The 20,983-nt window shown below is 69.1% G+C and carries 21 protein-coding genes; 15 read left to right on the top strand and 6 right to left on the bottom strand.

The features are described from left to right. Positions 1-7: 7 nt before the first annotated feature. Together ABZ860_RS16790 and ABZ860_RS16785 are read right to left on the bottom strand one after the other, a co-directional pair. Entirely contained in the window at positions 8-1,273 is a 1,266-nt protein-coding gene (locus ABZ860_RS16790) for a S8 family serine peptidase (RefSeq protein ID WP_357220708.1), read from the bottom strand. Next, positions 1,267-1,986 (bottom strand): hypothetical protein, encoded by a 720-nt coding sequence (locus ABZ860_RS16785; protein ID WP_357220706.1) that lies wholly within the window; start codon positions 1,984-1,986, stop codon positions 1,267-1,269. Before ABZ860_RS16785 ends, ABZ860_RS16790 begins: the two co-directional genes overlap by 7 nt. 149 nt (positions 1,987-2,135) lie before the next feature. Here ABZ860_RS16785 and ABZ860_RS16780 point away from each other — a divergent pair, with 149 nt between their 5' ends. Then, on the top strand, positions 2,136-2,606 hold the full coding sequence (locus ABZ860_RS16780; protein ID WP_357220704.1) for a hypothetical protein: 471 nt from the start codon (positions 2,136-2,138) through the stop codon (positions 2,604-2,606). Beyond that, positions 2,606-2,917 (top strand): transcriptional regulator, encoded by a 312-nt coding sequence (locus tag ABZ860_RS16775; protein WP_357220702.1) that lies wholly within the window; start codon positions 2,606-2,608, stop codon positions 2,915-2,917. The genes ABZ860_RS16780 and ABZ860_RS16775 overlap by 1 nt, the downstream gene beginning before the upstream one ends. A 63-nt stretch (positions 2,918-2,980) precedes the next feature. On the opposite strand, the gene moeZ is transcribed toward ABZ860_RS16775, so the two are convergent. Then, positions 2,981-4,159, bottom strand: coding sequence for an adenylyltransferase/sulfurtransferase MoeZ (gene moeZ, locus ABZ860_RS16770; RefSeq protein WP_357220701.1), 1,179 nt, complete (start codon positions 4,157-4,159; stop codon positions 2,981-2,983). A 113-nt stretch (positions 4,160-4,272) separates the two neighbouring features. Next, positions 4,273-5,187 (bottom strand): alpha/beta fold hydrolase, encoded by a 915-nt coding sequence (locus ABZ860_RS16765; RefSeq protein WP_357220699.1) that lies wholly within the window; start codon positions 5,185-5,187, stop codon positions 4,273-4,275. Positions 5,188-5,580: 393 nt separating this feature from the next. Here ABZ860_RS16765 and ABZ860_RS16760 point away from each other — a divergent pair, with 393 nt between their 5' ends. The 6 genes from ABZ860_RS16760 to ABZ860_RS16735 all read left to right on the top strand — a co-directional run bounded on the left by ABZ860_RS16760 (position 5,581) and on the right by ABZ860_RS16735 (position 11,891). Beyond that, positions 5,581-6,192: a hypothetical protein gene (locus tag ABZ860_RS16760; protein WP_357220697.1), complete on the top strand. Its 612-nt coding sequence runs from the start codon at positions 5,581-5,583 to the stop codon at positions 6,190-6,192. A gap of 403 nt (positions 6,193-6,595) precedes the next feature. Beyond that, positions 6,596-7,201 carry a hypothetical protein gene (locus tag ABZ860_RS16755; RefSeq protein WP_357220695.1) on the top strand — a complete coding sequence of 202 codons (606 nt, stop codon included), beginning with the start codon at positions 6,596-6,598 and terminating at the stop codon, positions 7,199-7,201. Between the two features lie 790 nt (positions 7,202-7,991). Continuing rightward, positions 7,992-8,462 carry a hypothetical protein gene (locus ABZ860_RS16750; RefSeq protein ID WP_357220693.1) on the top strand — a complete coding sequence of 157 codons (471 nt, stop codon included), beginning with the start codon at positions 7,992-7,994 and terminating at the stop codon, positions 8,460-8,462. A 760-nt stretch (positions 8,463-9,222) separates the two neighbouring features. Further along, positions 9,223-9,753 (top strand): hypothetical protein, encoded by a 531-nt coding sequence (locus tag ABZ860_RS16745; protein ID WP_357220691.1) that lies wholly within the window; start codon positions 9,223-9,225, stop codon positions 9,751-9,753. Positions 9,754-10,449: 696 nt separating this feature from the next. After that, positions 10,450-10,986 carry a hypothetical protein gene (locus ABZ860_RS16740; RefSeq protein WP_357220689.1) on the top strand — a complete coding sequence of 179 codons (537 nt, stop codon included), beginning with the start codon at positions 10,450-10,452 and terminating at the stop codon, positions 10,984-10,986. A gap of 602 nt (positions 10,987-11,588) precedes the next feature. Further along, the gene (locus ABZ860_RS16735; RefSeq protein ID WP_357220688.1) at positions 11,589-11,891 is read left to right on the top strand and encodes a hypothetical protein; all 303 of its coding nucleotides are present in this window, start codon (positions 11,589-11,591) and stop codon (positions 11,889-11,891) included. Between the two features lie 206 nt (positions 11,892-12,097). Here the strand turns inward: ABZ860_RS16735 and ABZ860_RS16730 are convergent, their stop codons facing one another. After that, positions 12,098-13,018 (bottom strand): Ku protein, encoded by a 921-nt coding sequence (locus tag ABZ860_RS16730; protein ID WP_357220687.1) that lies wholly within the window; start codon positions 13,016-13,018, stop codon positions 12,098-12,100. A 103-nt stretch (positions 13,019-13,121) separates the two neighbouring features. On the opposite strand from ABZ860_RS16730, the gene ligD (ABZ860_RS16725) reads away from it, so the two are divergent. The 5 genes from ligD (ABZ860_RS16725) (at position 13,122) to ABZ860_RS16705 (ending at position 16,228) form a co-directional block, all read left to right on the top strand. After that, entirely contained in the window at positions 13,122-14,051 is a 930-nt protein-coding gene (gene ligD / locus ABZ860_RS16725; RefSeq protein WP_357220685.1) for a non-homologous end-joining DNA ligase, read from the top strand. Then, positions 14,048-14,929 carry a non-homologous end-joining DNA ligase gene (ligD, locus tag ABZ860_RS16720; protein WP_357220683.1) on the top strand — a complete coding sequence of 294 codons (882 nt, stop codon included), beginning with the start codon at positions 14,048-14,050 and terminating at the stop codon, positions 14,927-14,929. The genes ligD (ABZ860_RS16725) and ligD (ABZ860_RS16720) overlap by 4 nt, the downstream gene beginning before the upstream one ends. Before the next feature lie 80 nt (positions 14,930-15,009). Further along, positions 15,010-15,210 carry a hypothetical protein gene (locus ABZ860_RS16715; RefSeq protein WP_357220681.1) on the top strand — a complete coding sequence of 67 codons (201 nt, stop codon included), beginning with the start codon at positions 15,010-15,012 and terminating at the stop codon, positions 15,208-15,210. 72 nt (positions 15,211-15,282) lie between these two features. Then, positions 15,283-15,903, top strand: a complete 621-nt coding sequence (locus ABZ860_RS16710) for a TetR/AcrR family transcriptional regulator (protein ID WP_142620227.1) — start codon at positions 15,283-15,285, stop codon at positions 15,901-15,903. 94 nt (positions 15,904-15,997) lie between these two features. Next, complete coding sequence (locus tag ABZ860_RS16705; RefSeq protein ID WP_357220679.1) at positions 15,998-16,228, top strand: DUF3107 domain-containing protein; 231 nt, start codon at positions 15,998-16,000, stop codon at positions 16,226-16,228. Positions 16,229-16,660: 432 nt separating this feature from the next. Here ABZ860_RS16705 and ABZ860_RS16700 read toward each other — a convergent pair whose 3' ends face one another. Beyond that, positions 16,661-17,320, bottom strand: a complete 660-nt coding sequence (locus ABZ860_RS16700; RefSeq protein ID WP_357220677.1) for a ferritin-like fold-containing protein — start codon at positions 17,318-17,320, stop codon at positions 16,661-16,663. A gap of 456 nt (positions 17,321-17,776) precedes the next feature. Between ABZ860_RS16700 and ABZ860_RS16695 the strand changes: the two genes are divergently transcribed. Continuing rightward, positions 17,777-19,786: a DEAD/DEAH box helicase gene (locus ABZ860_RS16695; protein WP_357220675.1), complete on the top strand. Its 2,010-nt coding sequence runs from the start codon at positions 17,777-17,779 to the stop codon at positions 19,784-19,786. Positions 19,787-20,091: 305 nt separating this feature from the next. Beyond that, positions 20,092-20,976 carry an alpha/beta hydrolase gene (locus ABZ860_RS16690; RefSeq protein WP_357220674.1) on the top strand — a complete coding sequence of 295 codons (885 nt, stop codon included), beginning with the start codon at positions 20,092-20,094 and terminating at the stop codon, positions 20,974-20,976. The last annotated feature ends 7 nt before the right edge of the window (positions 20,977-20,983 follow it).

The raw sequence follows: 20,983 nt of genomic DNA, 5'->3' as shown, positions 1-20,983 counted from the left end.
CTCGATGCTACGTCGGCAGGCCCGTCGGCCAAGGAGCCGGCGGCAGCGCGTCGTCTTCCTCCCGCTGCCGTCTGCGCGCCCGCCGCGTCAGCACGAGCAGGACCGCCACCCCCGCGCCGGAGCCAGCGAAGGCGCCGAGCGCGACGGCTCCGTAGAGGAGGATCGCCCCCGTGTCGCGCCGTACGACCACGATCGGGTCATGGTCCTTGGCCGTCGATCGGACGGCACGCGAGGGGCTCTGCACACCCGCGCCCGACGCCGTGGCGTGGTGGCGGGCGAGGGTCGCCGCGACGCTCAGCGCCCGGTAGGCGTTGACCACCCCGAACCCGGTGCCGGTGTTGTACGGCCCCTTCCTGGCCGGCGACGACGCGAGCGCCTGCGCGACGAGGGCGGGCGACATGCGGGGATAACGCGACTTGATCAGCGCGGCGACGCCGGAGACGAGCGCGGTCGCCTGGGAGGTCCCCCTGCCGACCCAGTACTCGTCGCCGGGACCGGCACCGAGGACGTCGACGCCCGGCGCGGCCACCATCACCGAGGAGTTGCGGTTGGAGAAGGAGGCCCGCCTCAGCGTCGACGTGACGGCCGCCACCGAGATCACGCCGGGGATCGCCGCCGGGTAGGAGTACGGCGCGGTCCGCTTGCCCGCGCCCTCGTTGCCCGCCGCGGCGACGAGGACGACGCCTCTGGAGATCGCGTACCTGATCGCCGTACGCTCGTCCCTCGTCGGCATGTCCTTCGACAGCGACAGGTTGATGACCTCGGCGCCGTGGTCCACGGCGTAGCGGATGCCCTTGGCGACCACGGCCTCGTACCGCGCGTCGGAGTTGAACGTGCGGAACCCGGGCTCCTCGTCCTCGAGGATCACCCGTACGGACAGCACCCTGGCCTCCGGCGCGATGCCGATGATGCCGTCGGCGCCGCCGGGACCGTGCCCGTGCCCGGCGATGAGCGAGGCCATGTACGTGCCGTGCAGGCGCACCGGCTGCACCCCGCGCGGGTTGGCCCCGGCCGTGTAGTCCTTCCCGGTGACGACCGATCCGGCGAGGTCGCGGTGATCGGGGTCGACGCCCGAGTCCAGGACCGCGACGGTCACGCCCCTGCCTCGCGTCAGCCGCCAGGCGTCGTCGACGTCGAGCGTGCGCAGCACGTCCTGCTGGCTGAGCCGTACATCGTCGGCCCTGGCCGGGCCGGGGACGAGGAACGCGCCACCCGACAGGACGAGCGCGGCGGCGGACGCCGCGAGAACCCTGCGGCGCAGCGCGGTCAGCACCGCCACTCCTTGGCCGTGCAGTCCGGGGACGCCGGGGCGGTGAGGATCGCGCCGACCTTCTCGGCCAGGTCCTCGGTGAAGGAGAAGATGGTCTCCCGCTGCTCCCCGAGCGCACGGGCCGGACGCCCGTCGACCTGGCCCGCCGTCGTCATCACGAGGTAGGGCCCGGCCGTACGCAGGATCAGCGACTGGCGCCCGCTCGCGGTGAAGCGGTCGGTCACGGTGCCGGGGAACGCGAGGGCGCGCAGCCCGGGGGCGGCCGACCCGTCGCCGGGGAAGATGGGGATGGCCGAACGCGCCCTGAGCTCGTCGGGGAAGGCCGCCACGCCGATCGTCACCACGATGCCCTGCAGGGCGTCGAGGTAGGTGGCCCGCAGGATCGCCCGGCAGCCGGCCGCCGTCATCTGGCCGGCGATAGCCGCGTCGACGGCCCCGCGGCAGTCGGTGCGCGAGGAGATGCCCACCCGCCGCGCCATCTCGGGCCCGCCCTGCTCGCTCGTGTAGGTCAGGGTGGCGGGGAAGATCCGGCCGGCCGGCCAGCGCTCCCACCGCAGCGCCGTCTCGGCCGCCTGCGCCTCGCGCAGCTCCGCCGCGCTCGGTCCTCTGGTCAGCTCGGCGACGGCGGCGCTGGCCGCGATCCCGCCGACGATCGCGCAGACGAGGGTGATCGCGGAGGCCACGGCCACGGCCGGCCAGGTCCGCGTCTCGCCCACTGCGCCTCCGTTCCCGTCGCGGCCTCCCTCCTCCAGTGACCTTAACGCGACCTACCGACCGCCATCCCCACAAATGTCCTGGAAAGTACTTGACGCTTTGGAAAGCGAAAAGTACTTTCCGAGTTGGAAAACGCATAGGGAGGAGCCCGATGAACCCCGAGGAAGCGGCGCGGAGCCTGGCGACGATCCGGCAGACCCAGGCAAAGGCGATGCGGGCGCAACCATGGCTGTCCACCTGGTGGGTCACCACCGTGGGGCTGCTGATCACCGGAATCCTGGCCGTCGTCGAGCCCGGCCGGCTGCCGGTCCCGATGATCGTCCTAGGTGTGCTCCTGCTCTGCGCGGCGATGGCCGTCCTGGGCGCCGTCTACGCGAAGACACGGCCGATGAGCGTCAGCGACCGCACGATCCGGCGCGACTTCTCGGTCCTCTACCTGCCCTGGCTCTTCGGCGGCATCCTGCTGAACTACGCGGTGTCGTTCCCCCTCGCCGCGGCGCACGTGCCGTATGGCATGGCGTGTGGCGGCGTCGCGCTGACTCTGTACTTCGCCCTGGGCAGCCGGCCGATCTCCCGCGCCATCGCGCGCCGGACGGCCCGCAGGTTCGAAGAGGACCGTTGATGGAACTCGATCCGGTCATCCACGCGCCGACGCGGCTGCAGATCGTCTCGCTGCTCGCGGCGGCCGAGGAGGCGGAGTTCGGGTTCGTCCGCGACACCGTCGGCGTCAGCGACTCCGTCCTGTCCAAGCACGGCGGCGCGCTGGAGAGCGCCGGATACGTCGCCGTACGCAAGGGATACGTGGGCAAGCGGCCCAAGACGTGGTTCAAGCTCACGGACGAGGGACGGGCGGCGTTCGCCGCCTACGTCGAGACCCTGCAGCGCATCGTCGCACCCAGCGGCCTCAGCGTGGTGCCGGACAGAGACGTCTAGCGCGTGGACGGCGACGGCCGCCGCCTCGCGTGGAGGCGGCGGCCGTCGTCGTGTCGTCGCGAATCAGTAGGTCGGCAGGCTGGGGTCGACCGTCTTGATCCAGCTCAGCACGCCGCCGCCCACGTGGACGGCGTCGGAGAAGCCGGCGCTCTTCAGGACCGCGAGCACCTCGGCCGAGCGGGCGCCCGACTTGCAGTGCAGCACGATCTTCTTGTCCTGCGGCAGCTTCTCCAGGGCCGAGCCGTTGAGGAACTCGCCCTTGGGGATCAGCACGGCGCCGGGGATGTTGACGATCTCGTACTCGTTCGGCTCGCGGACGTCGATGATCATGATGTCCTCGCCCCGCTCGCGCATCGCCTCGAGCTCGGCCGCGGTGATCGTGCTGCCGGCGGCGGCCTGCTGCGCCTCGTCGGAGATCGTGCCGCAGAACGCCTCGTAGTCGATCAGCTCGGTGATCGAGGGGTTCTTGCCGCACAGCGGGCACTCGGGGTCCTTGCGGACCTTGACGTCGCGGTACTTCATCTCGAGGGCGTCGTAGATCATCAGGCGGCCGACGAGCGGCTCGCCGATGCCGGTGATGACCTTGATGGCCTCGTTCACCTGGACGGAGCCGATCGACGCGCACAGCACGCCGAGCACGCCGCCCTCGGCGCAGCTCGGGACCATGCCCGGCGGCGGGGGCTCGGGGTAGAGGCAGCGATAGCACGGGCCGTGCTCGGCCCAGAAGACGCTGGCCTGCCCGTCGAACCTGTAGATGGACCCCCACACGTACGGCTTGCCGAGGAGCACGGCCGCGTCGTTGACCATGTAGCGGGTGGCGAAGTTGTCCGTGCCGTCCACGATGAGGTCGTAGCCGGAGAAGATGTCCATCACGTTGTCGGTCGTGAGAGCGACGTTGTGGATGATGACGTTGACCAGCGGGTTGATCTCGCGCACGCTCGCGGCGGCCGACTCGGCCTTGAGACGGCCCACGTCGGACTGCCCGTGGATCACCTGGCGCTGGAGGTTCGACTCGTCCACGACGTCGAAGTCGACGATGCCGAGCGTCCCGACCCCGGCCGCGGCCAGGTACAGCAGCGCGGGAGAGCCCAGGCCGCCCGCGCCCACACACAGGACCTTGGCGTTCTTGAGGCGCTTCTGACCCGCCATGCCGACGTCGGGGATGATCAGATGGCGCGAGTAGCGGCGCACCTCGTCAACCGTCAGCTCTGCTGCCGGCTCTACCAGCGGTGGCAACGACACAGTTCCACTCCTGCTCTCCGTGTCCCGTTTGCGTGCCAATGGTCGCGCTCGGCTCCATGGGCCCATCACAAGCTCTTCTCACAACTTAACCGGGGTGGCCCCGCATTCCCCAATCACGCTGTTCGGCGCAGGGGCGTCCTCGTGTAGGCGAGCAGGCGGCGCGCCTCGCGGGCCACGAGCTCGGGATACTCCATCTGCGCCACGTGACCGGCGTGCGGAAGTGTGACCAGGCGCACGTCGCGGAAGACCCGTCCGGCCCGGTGCGCCATGCGGGCGTGGACCAGCCGGTCGCGCAGGCCGTACACGACGAGGGTGGGCGCGGTGACCCGCTCGGCCTGCCGCCAGAGGTTGTCGGGGCCCAGGCGGAAGTATTCGCGCACGATCGCGCGGGCGCAGCCGACCATGGCCGCCCCCGCGTGCGGCAGGCCGTCGCGGCGGCACAGCTCCTCTATCGCCTCGCGCAGCCGCTCCGGATGGACCCGCCCGGCGTCGGCGTAGCACATGCTGAGCGTCGCCTGGACGCGCCGCTCCGGCGGCAGCGCGCTGAGCCAGCGGACGGCCAGCTCTCCCAGGCGCGGGGCGGCCGACATGGCGACCCTGGCCGGGCCGTACCTCGGCAGCAGGTCGGGCAGCGCCGGCGAGACCAGCGTCAGCGACCTGACGAGGTCGGGGCGCGTGGCCGCGACCCGCACCGAGACCGCGCCGCCCATCGAGTTGCCGAAGAGGTGGACCGGCCCCTCCCCCAGACTCTCGACGACCCGGACCAGCGCCCTGGCGTGGGCGGGGACCGAATAGTCGCCGTCCGCGGGCTCCGGGGAGTGCCCGGCCCCCGGCAGGTCGACCGCGACCCCCCGCACCACGTCGGCGAGCTCGCCCATCAGGTCGGTCCAGTTGGTCGCCGAACCCGCCAGACCGTGCACGTAGACAGCGGTCTCGGGCGGCCCCTCCGGGGTCGTCCGCACGTGGATGCGCGCGTCCCCCACGTCGATGAGCCGGCCGGGCCACTGCGGAATCGGCTCGACACCCACGCGTCCTCCCCTGTTCGCCTCGCGTTTCTCGACCATAACCCCGCCCGTACGCCACCTCGGGCGGCACTCCCGCTACCCGGGGGACGCGGGATCGATCATCCGGGTTCGCCCCGATCAGCGAGCGCGACATAGGGGCAATATCGCCCTCATTCGGACATTTCGAAATGCGGATACGAATCGCAATTCGGACCAAAGCGATCCTATCGGTGTCAACGATGCCAATAAAGCGATAAGTGAATGGCAAAAGCCGCCGACCGCCGTTTGTCGCTCGGACGGTGAGGAAAACAAGACAATGCAGGGATGATCCACCAAGGGTCATCAGTAAGGGCATTTTCCGAACGACTTGGAAAACGCCGGAGTGTCGGGGCAACAATCCTTCAAGGAGGACATGAAATGCCCAAGTTCAACAACCTGGTCGGGATCCTCGCGATCAGCGCCGCGCTCACCGGCGGCGCCGTGACCCTGGGTACCGCTGTCGCCGCCACCAGCGCGAACGCCGCGACCGTCATGGGCGGCTACGTGGGCGGCGGTGGCTACTACCCCTACGCGAACTACAACCGCAACCGGAACGCGCAGCGCCAGAAGAACAAGGCTCTGAACGGCAACAAGAACAAGAACAAGAACAAGACGAAGCAGTGGCAGCACGAGCGGCAGAACCAGGCCCAGAACCAGTTCCTGCTGCGTGACTTCACGCTCGTCCTCACGCCGTTCCAGAAGACGGACACCGACGCGCGGGCGCTTCCGTACAACTGGCAGTACGGGAACTCGCAGTCGGTTCCGACGACCCGCTCGAACAACTTCAGCGACCAGTTCAACAACCCGCGCCAGGGCCAGGACGCCCAGGCCCAGCCGAAGACGAACACGGCCACCGAGGTCAACCCGCGCGTGAAGAAGAAGGACATCGACGCGGACATCGACGTGGACGTGGAGAAGGAGAAGAAGAAGGGCTACGACCGTGGCTACGACCGTGGCTACGACCGCGACGAGCCGGTGATCGCGCCCTGACGGGATCCGCACGAGCGGCCTCGGTGAACGTCCCGGCCACGGCGGGTGACGCGGCAGCCGACGGCCACCCGTACTCGTGACCCGCGGTCTCACCTGAGCCGCGATCTTCGAGCAACGGAAGACACACCGCGAGTGACGGATCGGCGGACACCGCCCGGCGGGACGGGCGGCGACCGGATGACCGTGAGACACGCGCCGGCGCCGCCCGTGTCCGCCGCTCCGTCCGCGGTCGAACGAGCAGTTGAGAAAGCAGAGCGCCGGCGGCGTGTTCGAGGAGAGGACCGCCGGTGCCAGGCGAACGCATCGCGCCGCGTCACACACGACGGCGCCGAACCCACTACACCCGCCCTGGTCCCTCACCGGACCGGGCCGGGGTCGCAATATTCAGAGGAGAAACACCCAAATGTCCGCGTTGAAGAACATCGCCGGGCTTCTCGCCCTCGGCACCGCGCTGAGCGGCGCGGCCATCGCGCTCGGTGGCGCCACCGCCGGCACGGCAAGCGCAGCGACCGTCATGGGCGGGTACGTTCCCGCTCCGTCCGGCGGTGTCCGCTACGTCCGGCCGAGCTACAACCGCAACTACAACACCAACCGGCAGGCCCAGGGGCAGAAGGGCCGTAACAAGAACAAGAACAAGAACAAGAACAAGAACCACGAGTGGCAGCACGCTCGTCAGTCGGAGAACCAGAGCCAGTTCCTGCTGCGTGACTTCACGCTCGTTCTGACGCCGTTCCAGAAGTCGTCGAACGGCTCCGCCGCGGTTCCGTGGAACGCCCAGTGGTCGCAGAACTCCACGTTCCCGACGACGAACACCACCGACTGGAACCAGATGCACAACCGGCCCTGGCAGGACCAGTCCTCGCAGGCCGACCCGCGCACGAACACGGCCACGCAGGTCAACCCGCAGGCCAAGACGAAGGATGTCGACGTCGACGTGGACGCCGACGTCAAGAAGGAAGAGGAGAGGAAGAAGGGCCACGAGCCTTCGAACGAGACGCCGAGGCCCTGACACAGGACCCACCGTGTCGCCGGATGACCGGCTGCGGTAAAACCCGGGCCGCGGGCTCGGGGATCGGTTGAAGGGCGCCCGTGCTCACCGCGCCCGTGGACAGTGTCCACGGGCCTCCGGGGGCACGGGCGCTCCTCGCTGCCCGCAATCCCCTGTCCCCCGCCGCTCGCCCCGGTCCGGCCGCGCGAGGTCCGCGCGGCTTCAGGCACGTTCCCCAGCGGGCCCGAGGCCCGTCACCGTCGCGACCCCCTCCGATCGGCACGGCGCTCCCCGCATCGGCCCGCCCCCGGCCCTCGTTCCCGCCCTGTCTTCTCGCCTTTCCGCCCCGCCTTCCACCGCCGCCCCGCCTTCCGCCTGCCTCCCGCGCGACCGCACGCCCTCGTACGCGCGACTGCATGGCGTGCTCCACGAGCCGCGCCCGGCCCGTTCCCCCGCTTTCCGGATTTCCCCGTATCCCCGTTTCCCCGGGCTCGCTGGCTCCCTGACTCCGCCGGGAACGCCTCACGCGTCCGGCGTTCACCTCGCCTCGGCACGCCGTCCGCCCGCCATCGCCGGCCCAGCACGAAAATCGGACATTCTGGGACAAGTCGCCCTTTATTATTCTAAGTCCCGCCATAAAGCCCTAATAGCTGATCAAAAGCCACAGGAGTGCGTTTGTCGGGCTCGTGCGTCGGACATCAACGTATCGCAGGAACCCGGCCCGCGGGGGCCATAGAGATATTTCTCTCGAATCTCCAGTGAGAAATATCGGAGGATGCGGGGAATTCCAATCCTTTCAAGGGGGACAGCAATGCCCAAGTTCAAGAACGTTCTCGCCGGACTCGCACTCGGCACCGCGATCGCCGGTGGCGCGATCGCCATGGGCGCCACAGCCGCGAGCGCCAGCTGTGGAGACGGCTTCTTCGGTCTCGGCGGCATGCCCTGCAACAACAACAACTTCGTTCCTTTCAACTGTAACAACAACAACAACTGCCAGCCGTTCAACAACAACAATTGCAACAACAACAACTGGTGCAACAACAACCAGAACAACAACTTCTGGAACAACCAGAGCTTCTGGAACCAGAGCGCGTTCTGCGACAACCTCGACAGCGACTCCAACTTCGCCATCGTCGGCCCCTGCGCCACGATCGCCTTCAGCGACAAGACGAACCGCGAGAGCAACTTCTTCAACAACGGCTGGTTCAACAACAACTGCTGGTGGAACAACAACCAGAACAACAACTGGTGCAACAACAACAACGACAACTTCTGCAACTGAGAATGGCGGGGCGGGCAACGCCCGCGAGACGACCGCGCCGCTCGAAATCCTGCAGGTGAAGGGATGACGGAACCGGCCGGCCACACCGTCCTCCACCGCCTCGACAGGAGAACGGCGCCCTGAGGCGCAGTCACGTTCCCGTGGCATCCGAAGCTCCGTGAGCTCCACGCTCCGGGAACGGCCGTTCGATCCAGCAGAGACAAGGGCTCCGGCGAGACTCTCGCCGGAGCCCTGACTTTTTCCCCATACAAGAGGTCTCCCACGGGAACGCGAGCCGCCCCTACACGCTCCGGCAGGGGGATCCGGCGCTCGGCCTCCACCAGTCGGCCCGGAGCCCCGAGCGACTGCTCACGGCCCAGGCCGGAGACAGCAGCGGGCCCGCCAGGGCGCCCTTCCCGGCCCGGCCCGATCGGCCGCGGCCACGCCGCAACGGCAAAGGCGGACGACGCTCACAGCGTCGTAGGGCTCAGGCCGTCGCCTCCGTTTCCGTCTCACGGCCGAACTCCGACGCGTGAACGGCACGCGTGAACGCCCCCGTCAGAAATCGGTCAATCAAGACATTTCTCTCTTAATACCTCTAAGTCAGTTCATAAGACTCTAACTAGTGATCAAAAGGCCTAGATGGCCGTTTGTCGGGCCAGCGCGCTGGAAATCATGACAGCACAGGAAGTTAGGGCTCAATTAAGAGCCCGAAGGACATTTCTCTCAGAAATGCCCTAAACAAATTCAGGGATACTGAATCCTGTCAAGGGGGACACGCATGTCCAAGCTCCACAAGATCATCGCTGGTCTCGCGCTCAGCACCGCCGCCATCGGCGGCGTGGCCGCTCTGGGCGCCGGTGCCGCCGGCGCCGCGACCAGGACCGGCGATGTCGACCGTCCCATCGTCCGGGACGGCCTGGCCAACGGCGTCGACGACAGCACGGGCGGCATCGCCCAGGGCAACAAGGGCTTCGGCGAGCGCGGTGATCGGGAGAACGTCTTCCCTGTCTTCTCCAACCCGAACAACAACAACAACTTCGATCGGAACGACCGCAACCAGAACTTCAACCAGAACAACGACAACTGCTGGTGGAACAACCAGAACTTCTGGAACCAGGGGGCGTTCTCCGACAAGCGGGACGACTTCTCCGGCTTCGGGCTCGTCGCCAAGGACGTCGCGATCGGCTTCCAGGACAAGACGAACAAGGACAACACCTGGTTCAACAACAACTGGTGGAACAACAACAACTGGTGGAACTGCAACGACGACAACTGGTGGAACCACAACAACAACGACCGCGTGAACTGAGAAGGCAGGTCCAGCGGCTCCTGCGAGACGATCGCGCCGCTCCGAGAAGGTGACGGACCTGGAGGACCTCCCACGAGGTCTCCGGCCCCGGCACACGGACTGGCGCCGTTGAGTGCAGAGACACGTTCCCCGACCGGCCGGCCGCTCGCTCACCGAGCGACGGCGGCCTGAAAGGGGAACGGCCGTCAATCCTCCTACAGTGACAACCAAGGGCTCCGGCGGGAAGGTTCCGCCGGAGCCCTGCCCTTTTCCCCGACTGCGGTCATCGCCGCCGCTCACTTCCCTCCGCGGCCTTTTCTCGGGCCCACGATTCGCGGCCGCTCCCCGACCTCGTCCGACCCGGATGGGATGACGTACGGGCACCGTCCTACTCCCCACACCAGCCCACCGCATCGCAATGCGGGCAAGCCGGCACCCCCACTCGCCGGAAGTCAGAGCGCGGCCACGCCAGAGGGGCAAATCGTACCTATCCCTACATAAGGCGCATTATCCATCGAATCAATCCTATACGCAGCTAATCATTAACTAAAAGCAGCAGACGTCAGTTTGTCGGGCCGCCTGGCAGGAAATCACAACTAGCGTCGGAAGCAAGGCTCAATTAGAGCCACGAAGGAATTCCCGCCCACAGCAGGCGGACGGGAAATGCCGGCAGACGCAGGGCAATTCGAAATCGAATCCTGTCAGGGAGGAATCATAATGCCCAACCTCAAGAAGATCTTCGCAGGGCTCGCGCTCAGCACCGCGGTCGTCGGCGGGGCCGTCGCCATGGGCGCCACGGCCGCCAGTGCCGACGACAACCCCTTCTGGGTCAAGGAGGACCGCCCCATCGTCAAGGACGGCGCGGCCAACGGCGTCGACGACAGCACGGGCGGCATCGCCCAGGACAACAAGAAGGGGGAGAACAACCCGCAGGCGTTCTTCCCCAACAACAACCGGGAGCGCAACGACCGCAACCACAACGTCAACGACCGCAACCAGAACAACTGGTGGGACACCAACAACTGGTGGGGCCAGAACCTCTACAAGGACGACAAGGCTGAGCACGACGCCTTCGGCCTCGTCGCCAAGGACGTCGCCTTCGGTTTCCAGGAGAAGGACGACCGCGCCTTCAACTGGCTCAACAACAACTGGTGGGCCGACCAGAACTGGTGGGACCACAACAACAACGACTGGTGGAACCGCAACGACCGCGAGCACAACAACAAGAACGAGAACAAGAACAACAACAACTGATCCGCGAGGCGTGACGCCTCGTGCGACACCGCGCCGTCCGGTCGGGTGACGTGAGCCAGTGAGGCGGGACCGCCCCGCGAGTTCCACTCCGCCACGGGCCGGGGACGACGGCACCGGGTGAGTGCAACCAGGCGTTTTCAGTGCGACCTTGCGCCGAGCGACGGGAAGCCTGAGAACGCCTTCCACCGGATGGCATGACACAAGGGCTCCGGCGAGATCCTCGCCGGAGCCCTGACCTTTTCCGGCCTCCGATCCCGCCCCGCCACCACCTCACGCGCCGTCCCGGGCGACCGGCTCCCGTGGGCCGAAGCGAACGAGAACGGGGGATTGACGAACATCACGACGGGGAAGCAGAGCCCGCCGTACCCCGCATGCCGCACGGACACGTCAGGCATGAACGTCGATCAGGTCAGCGGTCGCCTAACCCGGCGCGTCGCACCACAACGCGGGCCCAAATTCCCTCCGGCCCAGTTTGCCGGCAGGCTCCATCGGCAATTAAGACGCCACGGGCGATGACCGGACATACCGGACATCACCTGGACATTTCCGGCAGTCATCGGGAATGTCGCACTCGGGCACTCCATCCTTCGAGGAGGACCTCAATGCCCAAATTCCGGAACGTCATCACCGGTCTGGCGGTCAGCACGGTAATGGCCGGCGGCGCGCTCGCCCTGAGCGCCACCACGGCTCACGCAGCCACCCCTGGCACCCCGACCATCAGCAGCAACTGGGGCCACGGCTGGGACCACTGCGGGCGTCGCGGACGCGGCTGCCGTAACACGGCCGTCAACCGTAACGACTTCCGCTTCTTCAAGTTCAAGAAGGAGAAGAAGGTCACTCGGAACAACGCGGCCTTCGCATCCGGTGACGCCGTCGTCGAGATCGACGGCGACGACGACGACTGACACTGACGGGTGACACCCACTCGTATGGGGCCGTCGGCGTGAGGCCGCGGTGTCCGGGCCCGCCCTGATCACGCCTCCGCCACCTTCGTGGCGATCGGGCGGCGGTGAACGGGCGGCCGAGAGCCTGCGGCCCTGTACGGATCGCCCACTTCCGTACCGTGAAGAAAGCCCCGGCGGAAAGTCCGCCGGGGCTCCTCCGAAAAAGCTCAGGCGGAGCGGCGGGTCTTCCGCTTCTTCGGCGTCTTCTCCTCCTCGTCCGCGCCGTCCGACGCGGCCTTCCTCGCGGCGGTGCCGGAGGCGGCGGCCTTGGCCTTGGCGGCCCTGCCGGGCGACTTGGCCGCAGGGGCGCCCTGGCGCTCCCGTTTGGCCGCCTCGACGCTGGCCCGCAGCGCGGCCATGAGGTCGACGGCCGGCCCGGCCTCGGCCGGGGCCTCGGGCGCGACGACCTCCTTGCCCGCCACCTTGGCCTCGATGACCTCCTGCAGCGCCTCGCGGTAGGCGTCCTTGTACTCCGTGGGATCGAAGTCCGCCACCATCGTCTCGATCAGGGACTCGGCCATCTTCAGTTCCTGGGGCCGCACGTCGACGTCCTCCTCCAGGAACCCGAAGTCGGCCTCGCGGATCTCGTCCGGCCAGAGCATCGTCTCCAGCACGAAGACGCCGTCGCGGACGCGGAGCGCGGCCAGCGACTCGCGCTGCCGCAGGGCGACCTTCACGACCGCCACCTGCCCCGACCGCTCCAAGGCGTCCCGCAGCAGCACGTACGGCTTGGCACCCTGCCCGTCCGGCTCCAGGTAGTAGGACTTGGCGAAGTAGATGGGGTCGATCTGGTCCGCGGGGGTGAACTGCAGCACGTCGATCCTGCGGGAAGTGGTCAACGGCAGGTCGGCGAAGTCCTCGTCGGTCAGCACGACCATCTCGCCGGTCGCCAGCTCGTACCCCTTGGCGATGTCGGAGTAGGGCACCTCTTCGCCGTCGACCGAGCAGATCCTCTTGTATTTGATCCTGCCGCCGTCCTCCCGGTGCACCTGGTGGAACGCGACGTCCTTCTGCTCGGTCGCCGAGTAGAGCTTCACCGGGATGGTGACAAGACCGAACGAGATCGCGCCTTTCCAGATGCTGCGCATAGCCACATTCTCGTCTCTGTGTTCGAACAACGCTATGGTGGATTCAAGGGAGTTACCTCATGGGCAGGTACCCACTATGGCGGTGCCGTATCCGATCGAGCCGATGCTTGCCATTGCAGGAGAAATCCCCTCCGACCCCGAGGCGTACGCGCTGGAGGTGAAGTGGGACGGCATCCGCGCGCTCGCGTACGTCGACGGCGGCGTGCGGGTCACCGGGCGGCACGGTGCCGACTTCACCTCCCGATATCCCGAGGTCTCCGCCGCCATGGCCCCGCTGGCCGGGCGCAGGGCGGTCGTCGACGGCGAGGTGGTGGCCTTCGACCCCGAGGGCCGGCCCAGCTTCGCCCGGCTGCAACGACGCATGCACGTCACCGATCCCGGCGGCGCCCACCTGCTCGGCCGGCTGCCGGTCTCCTACCTGCCCTTCGACCTGCTCCATCTCGACGGGCACACGCTGCTCGACCTGCCCTACCTGGACCGGCGGGCGCTGCTCGACTCGCTCGGCCTGGGCGCGCCGCCGTACCTCCCCTGCGAACCGGCGGTGCTGGAGGCCACCAGGCGGCAGGGGCTGGAGGGCGTGGTCGCCAAGCGGCTCGACTCGCCCTACCGGCCGGGGCGCAGGGCGGAGTGGTGGATAAAGATCAAGAACCTGCGCACCGCCGAGGTGGTCGTCGGCGGCTGGCGGCCGGGCAAGGGCCGCCGCGCGGGCGGCGTCGGCTCGCTCCTGCTCGGCATGTACGCCGGGACGTCGCCGGCCGGGTTCCTCTTCGTCGGCCACGTGGGCACCGGATTCACCGACGCGATGCTCGGCGACATCCTCCGCCTGATTGAGCCGCTCGAGATCGGGCAGAGCCCCTTCTCTGACGGGCTTCCGAGAGAGATCTCCCGGAACGCCCGATGGGTCAGGCCCGAGGTGGTGGGCGAGGTGGCGTTCACGATGTGGACGCGCGACGGGCGGCTGCGCAACCCCGTGTGGCGGGGCGCGCGCGCCGACAAGATCCCCGCGGAGGTGCGGCGGGAGGAGCAGCGATGACGGAGAAGGTGCGGGTGAAGGTGGAGGGCCGCCTGCTTGTCCTGACCAATCTGGACAAGGTCCTCTATCCCGACGCCGCGTTCAGCAAGGCCGAGGTGATCGACTACTACACCCGGATCGCACCGGTCCTGGTGCCGCACCTGAAGGGGCGCCCGCTCACGGTCAAGCGCTACCCGAACGGCATCGACGGCCAGTTCTTCTTCGAGAAGAACGTCCCCGAGCACACTCCCGACTGGGTCCGTACGGTGACCCTGCCCGCGCCGGGCAGCACCAAGAACCGCGAGGAGATCGACTTCGCGGTCGTGGAGGACCTCCCGACCCTGGTCTACTACGCCAACCTGGCCGCCCTGGAGATCCACGTGCCGATGTGGCGGGTCGCCAAGGACGGCGAGCCGCAGCCGCCCGACACCCTCGTCTTCGACCTCGACCCCGGCGCCCCCGCCACGATCGTCGACTGCTGCCGGGTCGCCGTCCTGCTGCGGCAGGCCCTGGCCGACGACGGCCTGGACAGCCACCCCAAGACCAGCGGCCAGAAGGGCATGCAGATCTACGTCCCCTGGGACCGGGGCCCGGGCACCTCCGACTACGCCAAGGCGCTCGCCCGGCGGATGCAGACCGAGCATCCGTTCGTGACGAGCGTGATGGCGAAGAAGGAGCGGCCGGGCAAGGTCTTCATCGACTGGAGCCAGAACAACCCGGCCAAGACGACGGTCGCGCCCTACTCGCTGCGCGCCGCCGGGCGGCCGACCGCGTCCACTCCCCTGCTGTGGGAGGAGGTCGAGGCCTGCGACAGCCCCGACCGGCTGGTCTTCACCGCGCCTGAGGTGCTGGAGCGCGTGGAGAAACACGGCGACCTGTTCGCACCCCTCACCGCTTAGGCCTGCCGCTTAGTTCCGCCGCCGCCCTGGCCGTAGTGTTGGACCTGTCGCAGCCGACCTTCGAACGGAAGGACAAGCAGATGCCCGAGATGGACCCCCTCGACGAGGTGGTCGAGGAGATCTCGATCGAGGCGCCGGAGGCCGACGCGGTCGAGCAGCACCAGCTCGTCAAGGTCGCCGACGACAGGCGCTGGCCCGAGCGCGTTCCGTTCGAGGCCGATCCGGCCGACGTGGCCGAGCAGGAGCGAACGGTCGACCTCGACGACGACGACTATCGCTGACCCGGATTACCGACACGTAGGATGAGGCCGCGGGGCGGGAGCCCCCGATGCGCATCTTGCAAGGAGACTGCCGTGACCGCTACCCCGGACGCCAAGCCCCGGGGCACCCGGCTACCCCGGATGGCCCGCCGCCGCCAGTTGCTGAGCGCGGCACAGGAAGTGTTCGTGGAGAACGGCTACCACGCGGCGGCGATGGACGAGATCGCCGAGCGGGCCGGTGTGAGCAAGCCGGTGCTCTACCAGCACTTCCCGGGCAAGCTGGAGCTGTACCTCGCGCTGCTCGATCTGCACGTCGACGACATGGTGAGCCGGTGCAGGCAGGCGCTCGAGTCCACCACCGACAACAAGCAGCGCGTGCAGGCCGCCATCGGCGCCTTCTTCGACTTCGTCTCCAGCCAGGGCGAGGCGTTCCGGCTTGTCTTCGAATCCGACCTGCGCAACGTCGCGCCCGTACGGCAGCGGATGGAGCGTTCGCTGCACGAGAGCGCCGAGGCGATCAGCCGGGTGATCCAGGAGGACACCGGCTGCTCCAGCGACGAGGCGCACCTGCTCGGCGTGGGCCTGGTCGGCATGGCCGAGGTGAGCGCGCGCTACTGGCTGAGCAGCCACGGCTCGATCCCCAAGGAGGCGGCGACCCAGCTGATGGCGCGCCTTGCCTGGCGCGGGATCAGCGGTTTCCCGCGCACCGGCTGACCGGAATCCTGTTCGCTTCACGCGATCACAGGACCGGCCGCTCCCTGAGGCGACGACGATGGGTAGGGAACAGCCCTCGCGAAAGGGGAGCCCGATGGAAATAAAGATCGGCGTGCAGTCGGTGCACCGTGAGCTCGTGGTGGAGACCGACCTCTCGGCCGAGGAGATCGAGGAGGAACTCCGCAAGGCGCTCGCCTCCGAGAAGGGCGTCTTCTCACTCACCGACACCAGCGGCCGCCGAGTGGTCGTCCCCGTGGCCTCGCTCGGCTTCGTCGAGATCGGCGAGGACGAGTCGCGCCCCGTCGGCTTCGGCGGGACGCTCTAGCGCGCCTCCGCCGTCGCCACCGGCCGGCCGACGGCGCGCGCTCACGACGCGCGCCGTCCCGGCGGCCGTGATCCGCGCGGGGTCAGCTGCGTCCGTAGCCGCATCCGCGGGGACGGCGGGTCAGATCCGCGTGATGGGGATCCCGCCTCCCGCTGATCGTCGGACAGCCCGCGCTTCCTCTCCGCAACACCGCACGAGGAGTCCAGGTGTTCGGCCCACATCTCGTCAAGGAAGTGCCGTAGCGGCGCGAGGCCCTCATGCTCGCACCGTACATCCGTTTGGCACGTGCGCGACCCATGAACGCCCGACCGGCCGCTGCCCGGTGCGGGCTCCCGGCCCTCCCGATCGCCGCCGTTCCCGGATTCGGGCCAGGTCAGCGAGGATCGAGGACGCGAAGCGCCGCGTCGACGACCGCGCCCGAAGCCGTGAAGATCACGGGCCGGGTGTGAGGCCGAGGGCGGCCATCCGCTTGCCGTGCTCCTCGGTCAGCCTGGCGAACATCCGCCCGACCTCCGCCAGGTTCTCCCCCTCCTCGCCCACCAGCAGGGCGGCGAGCTGCGGCCGGGCGGCGGCGAGCCGCTGTCCCTGGCTCAGCGCCTCGCCGACCATGCGGCGCGCCCACAGCGCGAGGCGGCCGCACAACCGCGGGTCGGCGTCCAGCGCGGCGCGCACCCGCTCCACCGCGAACTCTCCACGGCTCTCGTCGGTCAGGACCTCGTCGACCAGGGCGCTGATCGAGGGAGTGGTGTTGCGCGCCGCCTCGCGGTAGAAGTCGCCCGCGATCCCCACGCCGACGTACGCCTTGATCAGCGCCTCGTACCAGTCCTTCGGCCTGGTCTGGGCGTGCCAGGCGTCGATCGCCTCCACGAAGGGGGCCATGGCCTCCTCCGGATCGGCGCCGAGCGAGGCAAGCCGGTCCCGCAGCACCCGGAAGTGCCCGTACTCGGTCGCGGCCACGTCCCCGAGGGCGGCCCTGTCGTTCAGCGTCGGAGCCAGCAGGGCGGCGTCCTCGGCCAGCCGGAGGAAGGCGGTGAGCTCGGCGTACGCGAGGACACCGAGCAGGTCCACAATCCCTGGAGAGGAATCACTCATGGGTGCAGCGTACGGCTCCGCGGCTCGGCCGCCGGCGCCGCGTTCGTCACCGCCTTCCCCGCGGTTTCCCGGGCGACACAGCAAGAGCTTTTAGCGAGAAGACGCAGAAATCGGTTCCGTGTTGTGGTATCGAGTAGACTGCTTCGTGGAAGTGCGACCGCACTGTGTGGATCAGTACGGTGTCGATCACCGTATCGATCCCTGTGTCGATCCGGGGCCACCCCCGGACCCCCAGGAACCACTGGATGCCGCGGTCGCTGATTCACGACGAGGGCGCGACTGTCCGCGAGGACCCGGACCGGGGAGGCTCTGCCGGCCGGATGTCCCGGAGGGCCGCCTTCGCACTGATTGAGGCAGGCCACGCTGACAACGACGTTCCGAGACCTGGGAGTCATCCCGGAGATCGCCGATGCGCTCGAGACCGAGGGCATCACTTCACCATTCCCGATTCAGGAGATGGCGCTCCCGCTGGCGCTGGCCGGCCAGGACGTCATCGGACAGGCGCGCACCGGCACCGGCAAGACCTATGCCTTCGGTGTCGCCATGCTCCAGCTCGTCGGCAAGCCGAGGAAGAACCGCAAGAAGCCCCGCGGCCTGGTCCTCGTGCCGACCCGCGAGCTGGCCCTCCAGGTGACCGAGGACCTGGTCCTCGCCGCCGGGAAGCTGGGTTCGCGCATCCTCACCGTGTACGGCGGGCGCGCGTACGAGCCGCAGATCGAGGCGCTCAAGAACGGCGTCGACGTGATCGTCGGAACGCCGGGGCGGCTGCTCGACCTGGTCAAGCAGAAACACCTCGACCTCGGCCAGATCACCATGCTCGTCCTCGACGAGGCCGACCGCATGCTGGATCTCGGCTTCCTTCCGGACATCGAGCGGATCATCAAGCTGGTGCCGGAGAAGCGGCAGACCATGCTGTTCTCGGCGACCATGCCGGGCGAGATCGTGAACCTGGCCCGCCGTTACCTGACCCAGCCGACCCGGGTCCGGGCGGAGAGCAGCACGGCCGAGGCCGAGACGACCACGCTGACGACGCAGCACGTCTACCGCACGCACCGCATGGACAAGATCGAGATCCTGGCCCGCCTGCTGCAGAGCAGGGGCGCCGGGCTCACGATGGTGTTCTGTGAGACCAAGCGGGCCTGTGACATGGTCGCCGAGCAGCTCAAGGACAAGGGCTTCGCGGTGGCGGCCGTCCACGGCGACCTCGGCCAGGGCCAGCGCGAGCAGGCGCTGCGGGCGTTCCGCAGCGGCAAGATCAACGTGCTGGTGGCGACCGACGTCGCGGCGCGGGGCATCGACATCGACGACGTCACCCACGTCGTCAACTACGACTGCCCGCAGGACGAGAAGGCCTACGTCCACCGGATCGGCCGCACCGGCCGGGCGGGCCGCACGGGCGTCGCGGTGACCTTCGTCGAGTGGACCGAGCTGACCCGCTGGAAGGTCATCAACAACGCCCTCTCGCTGGACTTCACCGAGCCCGTCGAGACCTATTCGAGCTCCCCGCATCTGTACGCCGACCTCGACATCCCCGAGGGGACCAAGGGCGTGCTGCCGCGCGCTCAGCGCTCCCGGGCGGGCCTGGAGGCCGAGGAGATCGAGGACCTCGGGGAGACCGGGCGCACCCGCTCCCGCGGCAAGTCCCGTCGCGGCGACACCCGAGACAGCGGCCGCGACAGCGCCCGCGACAACACCCGCGAGAACGCCCGCGACAACACCCGCGACAACGCAGAAGAGCGCCGCGAGCGCCCCGCCCGCACCCGCGAGCGGCGGCGGACCCGTGGGGGCCGCCTCCACGACGCCGGGGTTCCCGCGGAGACCGAGGCGACGACTCCCGTGGAGACCCCTGCCGAGCCCGGTGTCGAGTTCGGTGCCGGGGTCACTGCGGAGAGCACCGTGGAGACCGCTGCCGAGGCCACGTCGGGACGTCGTGGGCGCAGGGGCGCGAACGCGGCGGCGGTGACCGGCGCGCTGGCCGACGTCACCGCCGTACGGCCCGGCAAGGACGGCCCGCTGGACGGCGGGGTGGACGGCCCGGCGGACGGGGCGGTGGACGAGCCGGTGGACACCGCCGAGGCCGGCGACGGGACGGAGACGGAGGTCACCACCCGCAGGACCACCCGTCGTAGGACCCGCGCCGCCGACCCGGCGCCCGCGGCCGAGGAGCAGGTGGAGGAGCGGCCGGCCCGGCGCCGCAGGACCCGTGCCGCCGACACCGCCGACCAGGCACTCCCGGTGGAGGAGCCGGCCGTGGAGGCGCCCGTGAGCGAGGTCGCCGGCGAGCCCGCCGAGCGGCCGGCCCCGAAGCCGGAGCCGGAGCGGATCATCCCGGCCAGTCCGTTCATGATCGTGTTCAAGTCTCCCGACCTCGCGACCGATGACGACGACCCCGCACCGTCCGCCGCGAGCGAGCGCGCCCAGCAGCGGCGCCGCCCGCCCCGGCCGCGGCCCCGCCGTACGGGGTGAGGGGCCGGCACAGGCCCGCTCGGCGATGAGCACGACCGCAGGGGCAGGGAGGGCACCGGGCAACCGGCGCTCTCCCTGCCCCCGTTCTTTGTTTGAGGGCCGCTTCGCCCCGCAGTGGGTATGAGCTGGACAGGAGGCATGCGCAATGACCGTCCGAAACCCGCGTAGTCGCTTCGGCAGTGTCGCTGGGATCTTCCCTGGGTATCGTGATGCCACGTGAGTGAGCGAGCCTTCAGCAGACGGTCCAGGTGGGGCCGGCCCGGCCCATCGGTTCCCGGGATCCGGGGTGAGGTGGAGGAGGCCTCGTGAGCACGCCACGGTTCCTGACCCTTCCTCCGGGTGTCAGCAGTGAGCAGATCGAGACGCCGCTGGGCTCGTTCGCGGCCCTCGAAGCGCTTCCGTCCAGCGGTGTCCCCGAGCGCTGGCCCGCCCTTCTCGTCCCCGGTTTCACGGGGTCGAAGGAGGACTTCATCGCCGTCCTGCAGACGCTCGCGCAGGCCGGGCGCAGGGTGATCGCGGTCGACATGCGGGGGCAGTACGAGACGCCCGGCCCGGACGATCCTGCGGCGTACTCGTGCGCGGCCCTGGGCGCGGACATCGACGCGATCGCCGCGGTGGTCGGCCGGGGCGAGCCCGTCCACCTGCTGGGGCACTCCTTCGGCGGGCTGGTCGCCCGGGAGACGGCGCTGAACGGCGCCGCCAAGCTCGCCTCGCTCACGCTCATGAGCTCGGGGCCCGCGGGCATCGTCGGGCCGCGCGAGCGCATGGGGCGGGTCATGCTGGCCGAGCTTCCCGAGTACGGCCTCGACTACATGTGGTCGAACCGGATGGAGCCGGAGGCGCTGGCGGCGGGCGTCCCGGACGACATCGTCGCGTTCCTGCGCAAGCGGCTGCTCGCCAACCATCCCACCGGTCTCGTGGCGATGGCGCACGAGGTCCTGGGCGCCGCCGACCGCTGCGCGGAGCTGGCCGGGTGCGGGCTCGACCTCCTGGTCCTGTACGGCGAGCACGACGACGGCTGGCCGCCGCTGCTGCAGGCCGAGATGGCCCGCAGGCTCGACGCGGAGTGCGTCGTGGTGCCCGGGGCGCTCCACTCGCCGGCCGTCGAGGCCCCCGAGACCACCGCGGCGGCCCTGACCCGGTTCTGGAACGCGGCGGAGAGCCGGATGCTCCAGCACCAGCACGGATGACCCGGTC

Origin of the sequence: Microbispora sp. NPDC046973, from assembly GCF_040644495.1 — a bacterium.
GTDB lineage: Bacteria > Actinomycetota > Actinomycetes > Streptosporangiales > Streptosporangiaceae > Microbispora.
This window is presented reverse-complemented; position numbering and strand designations above follow the sequence as displayed.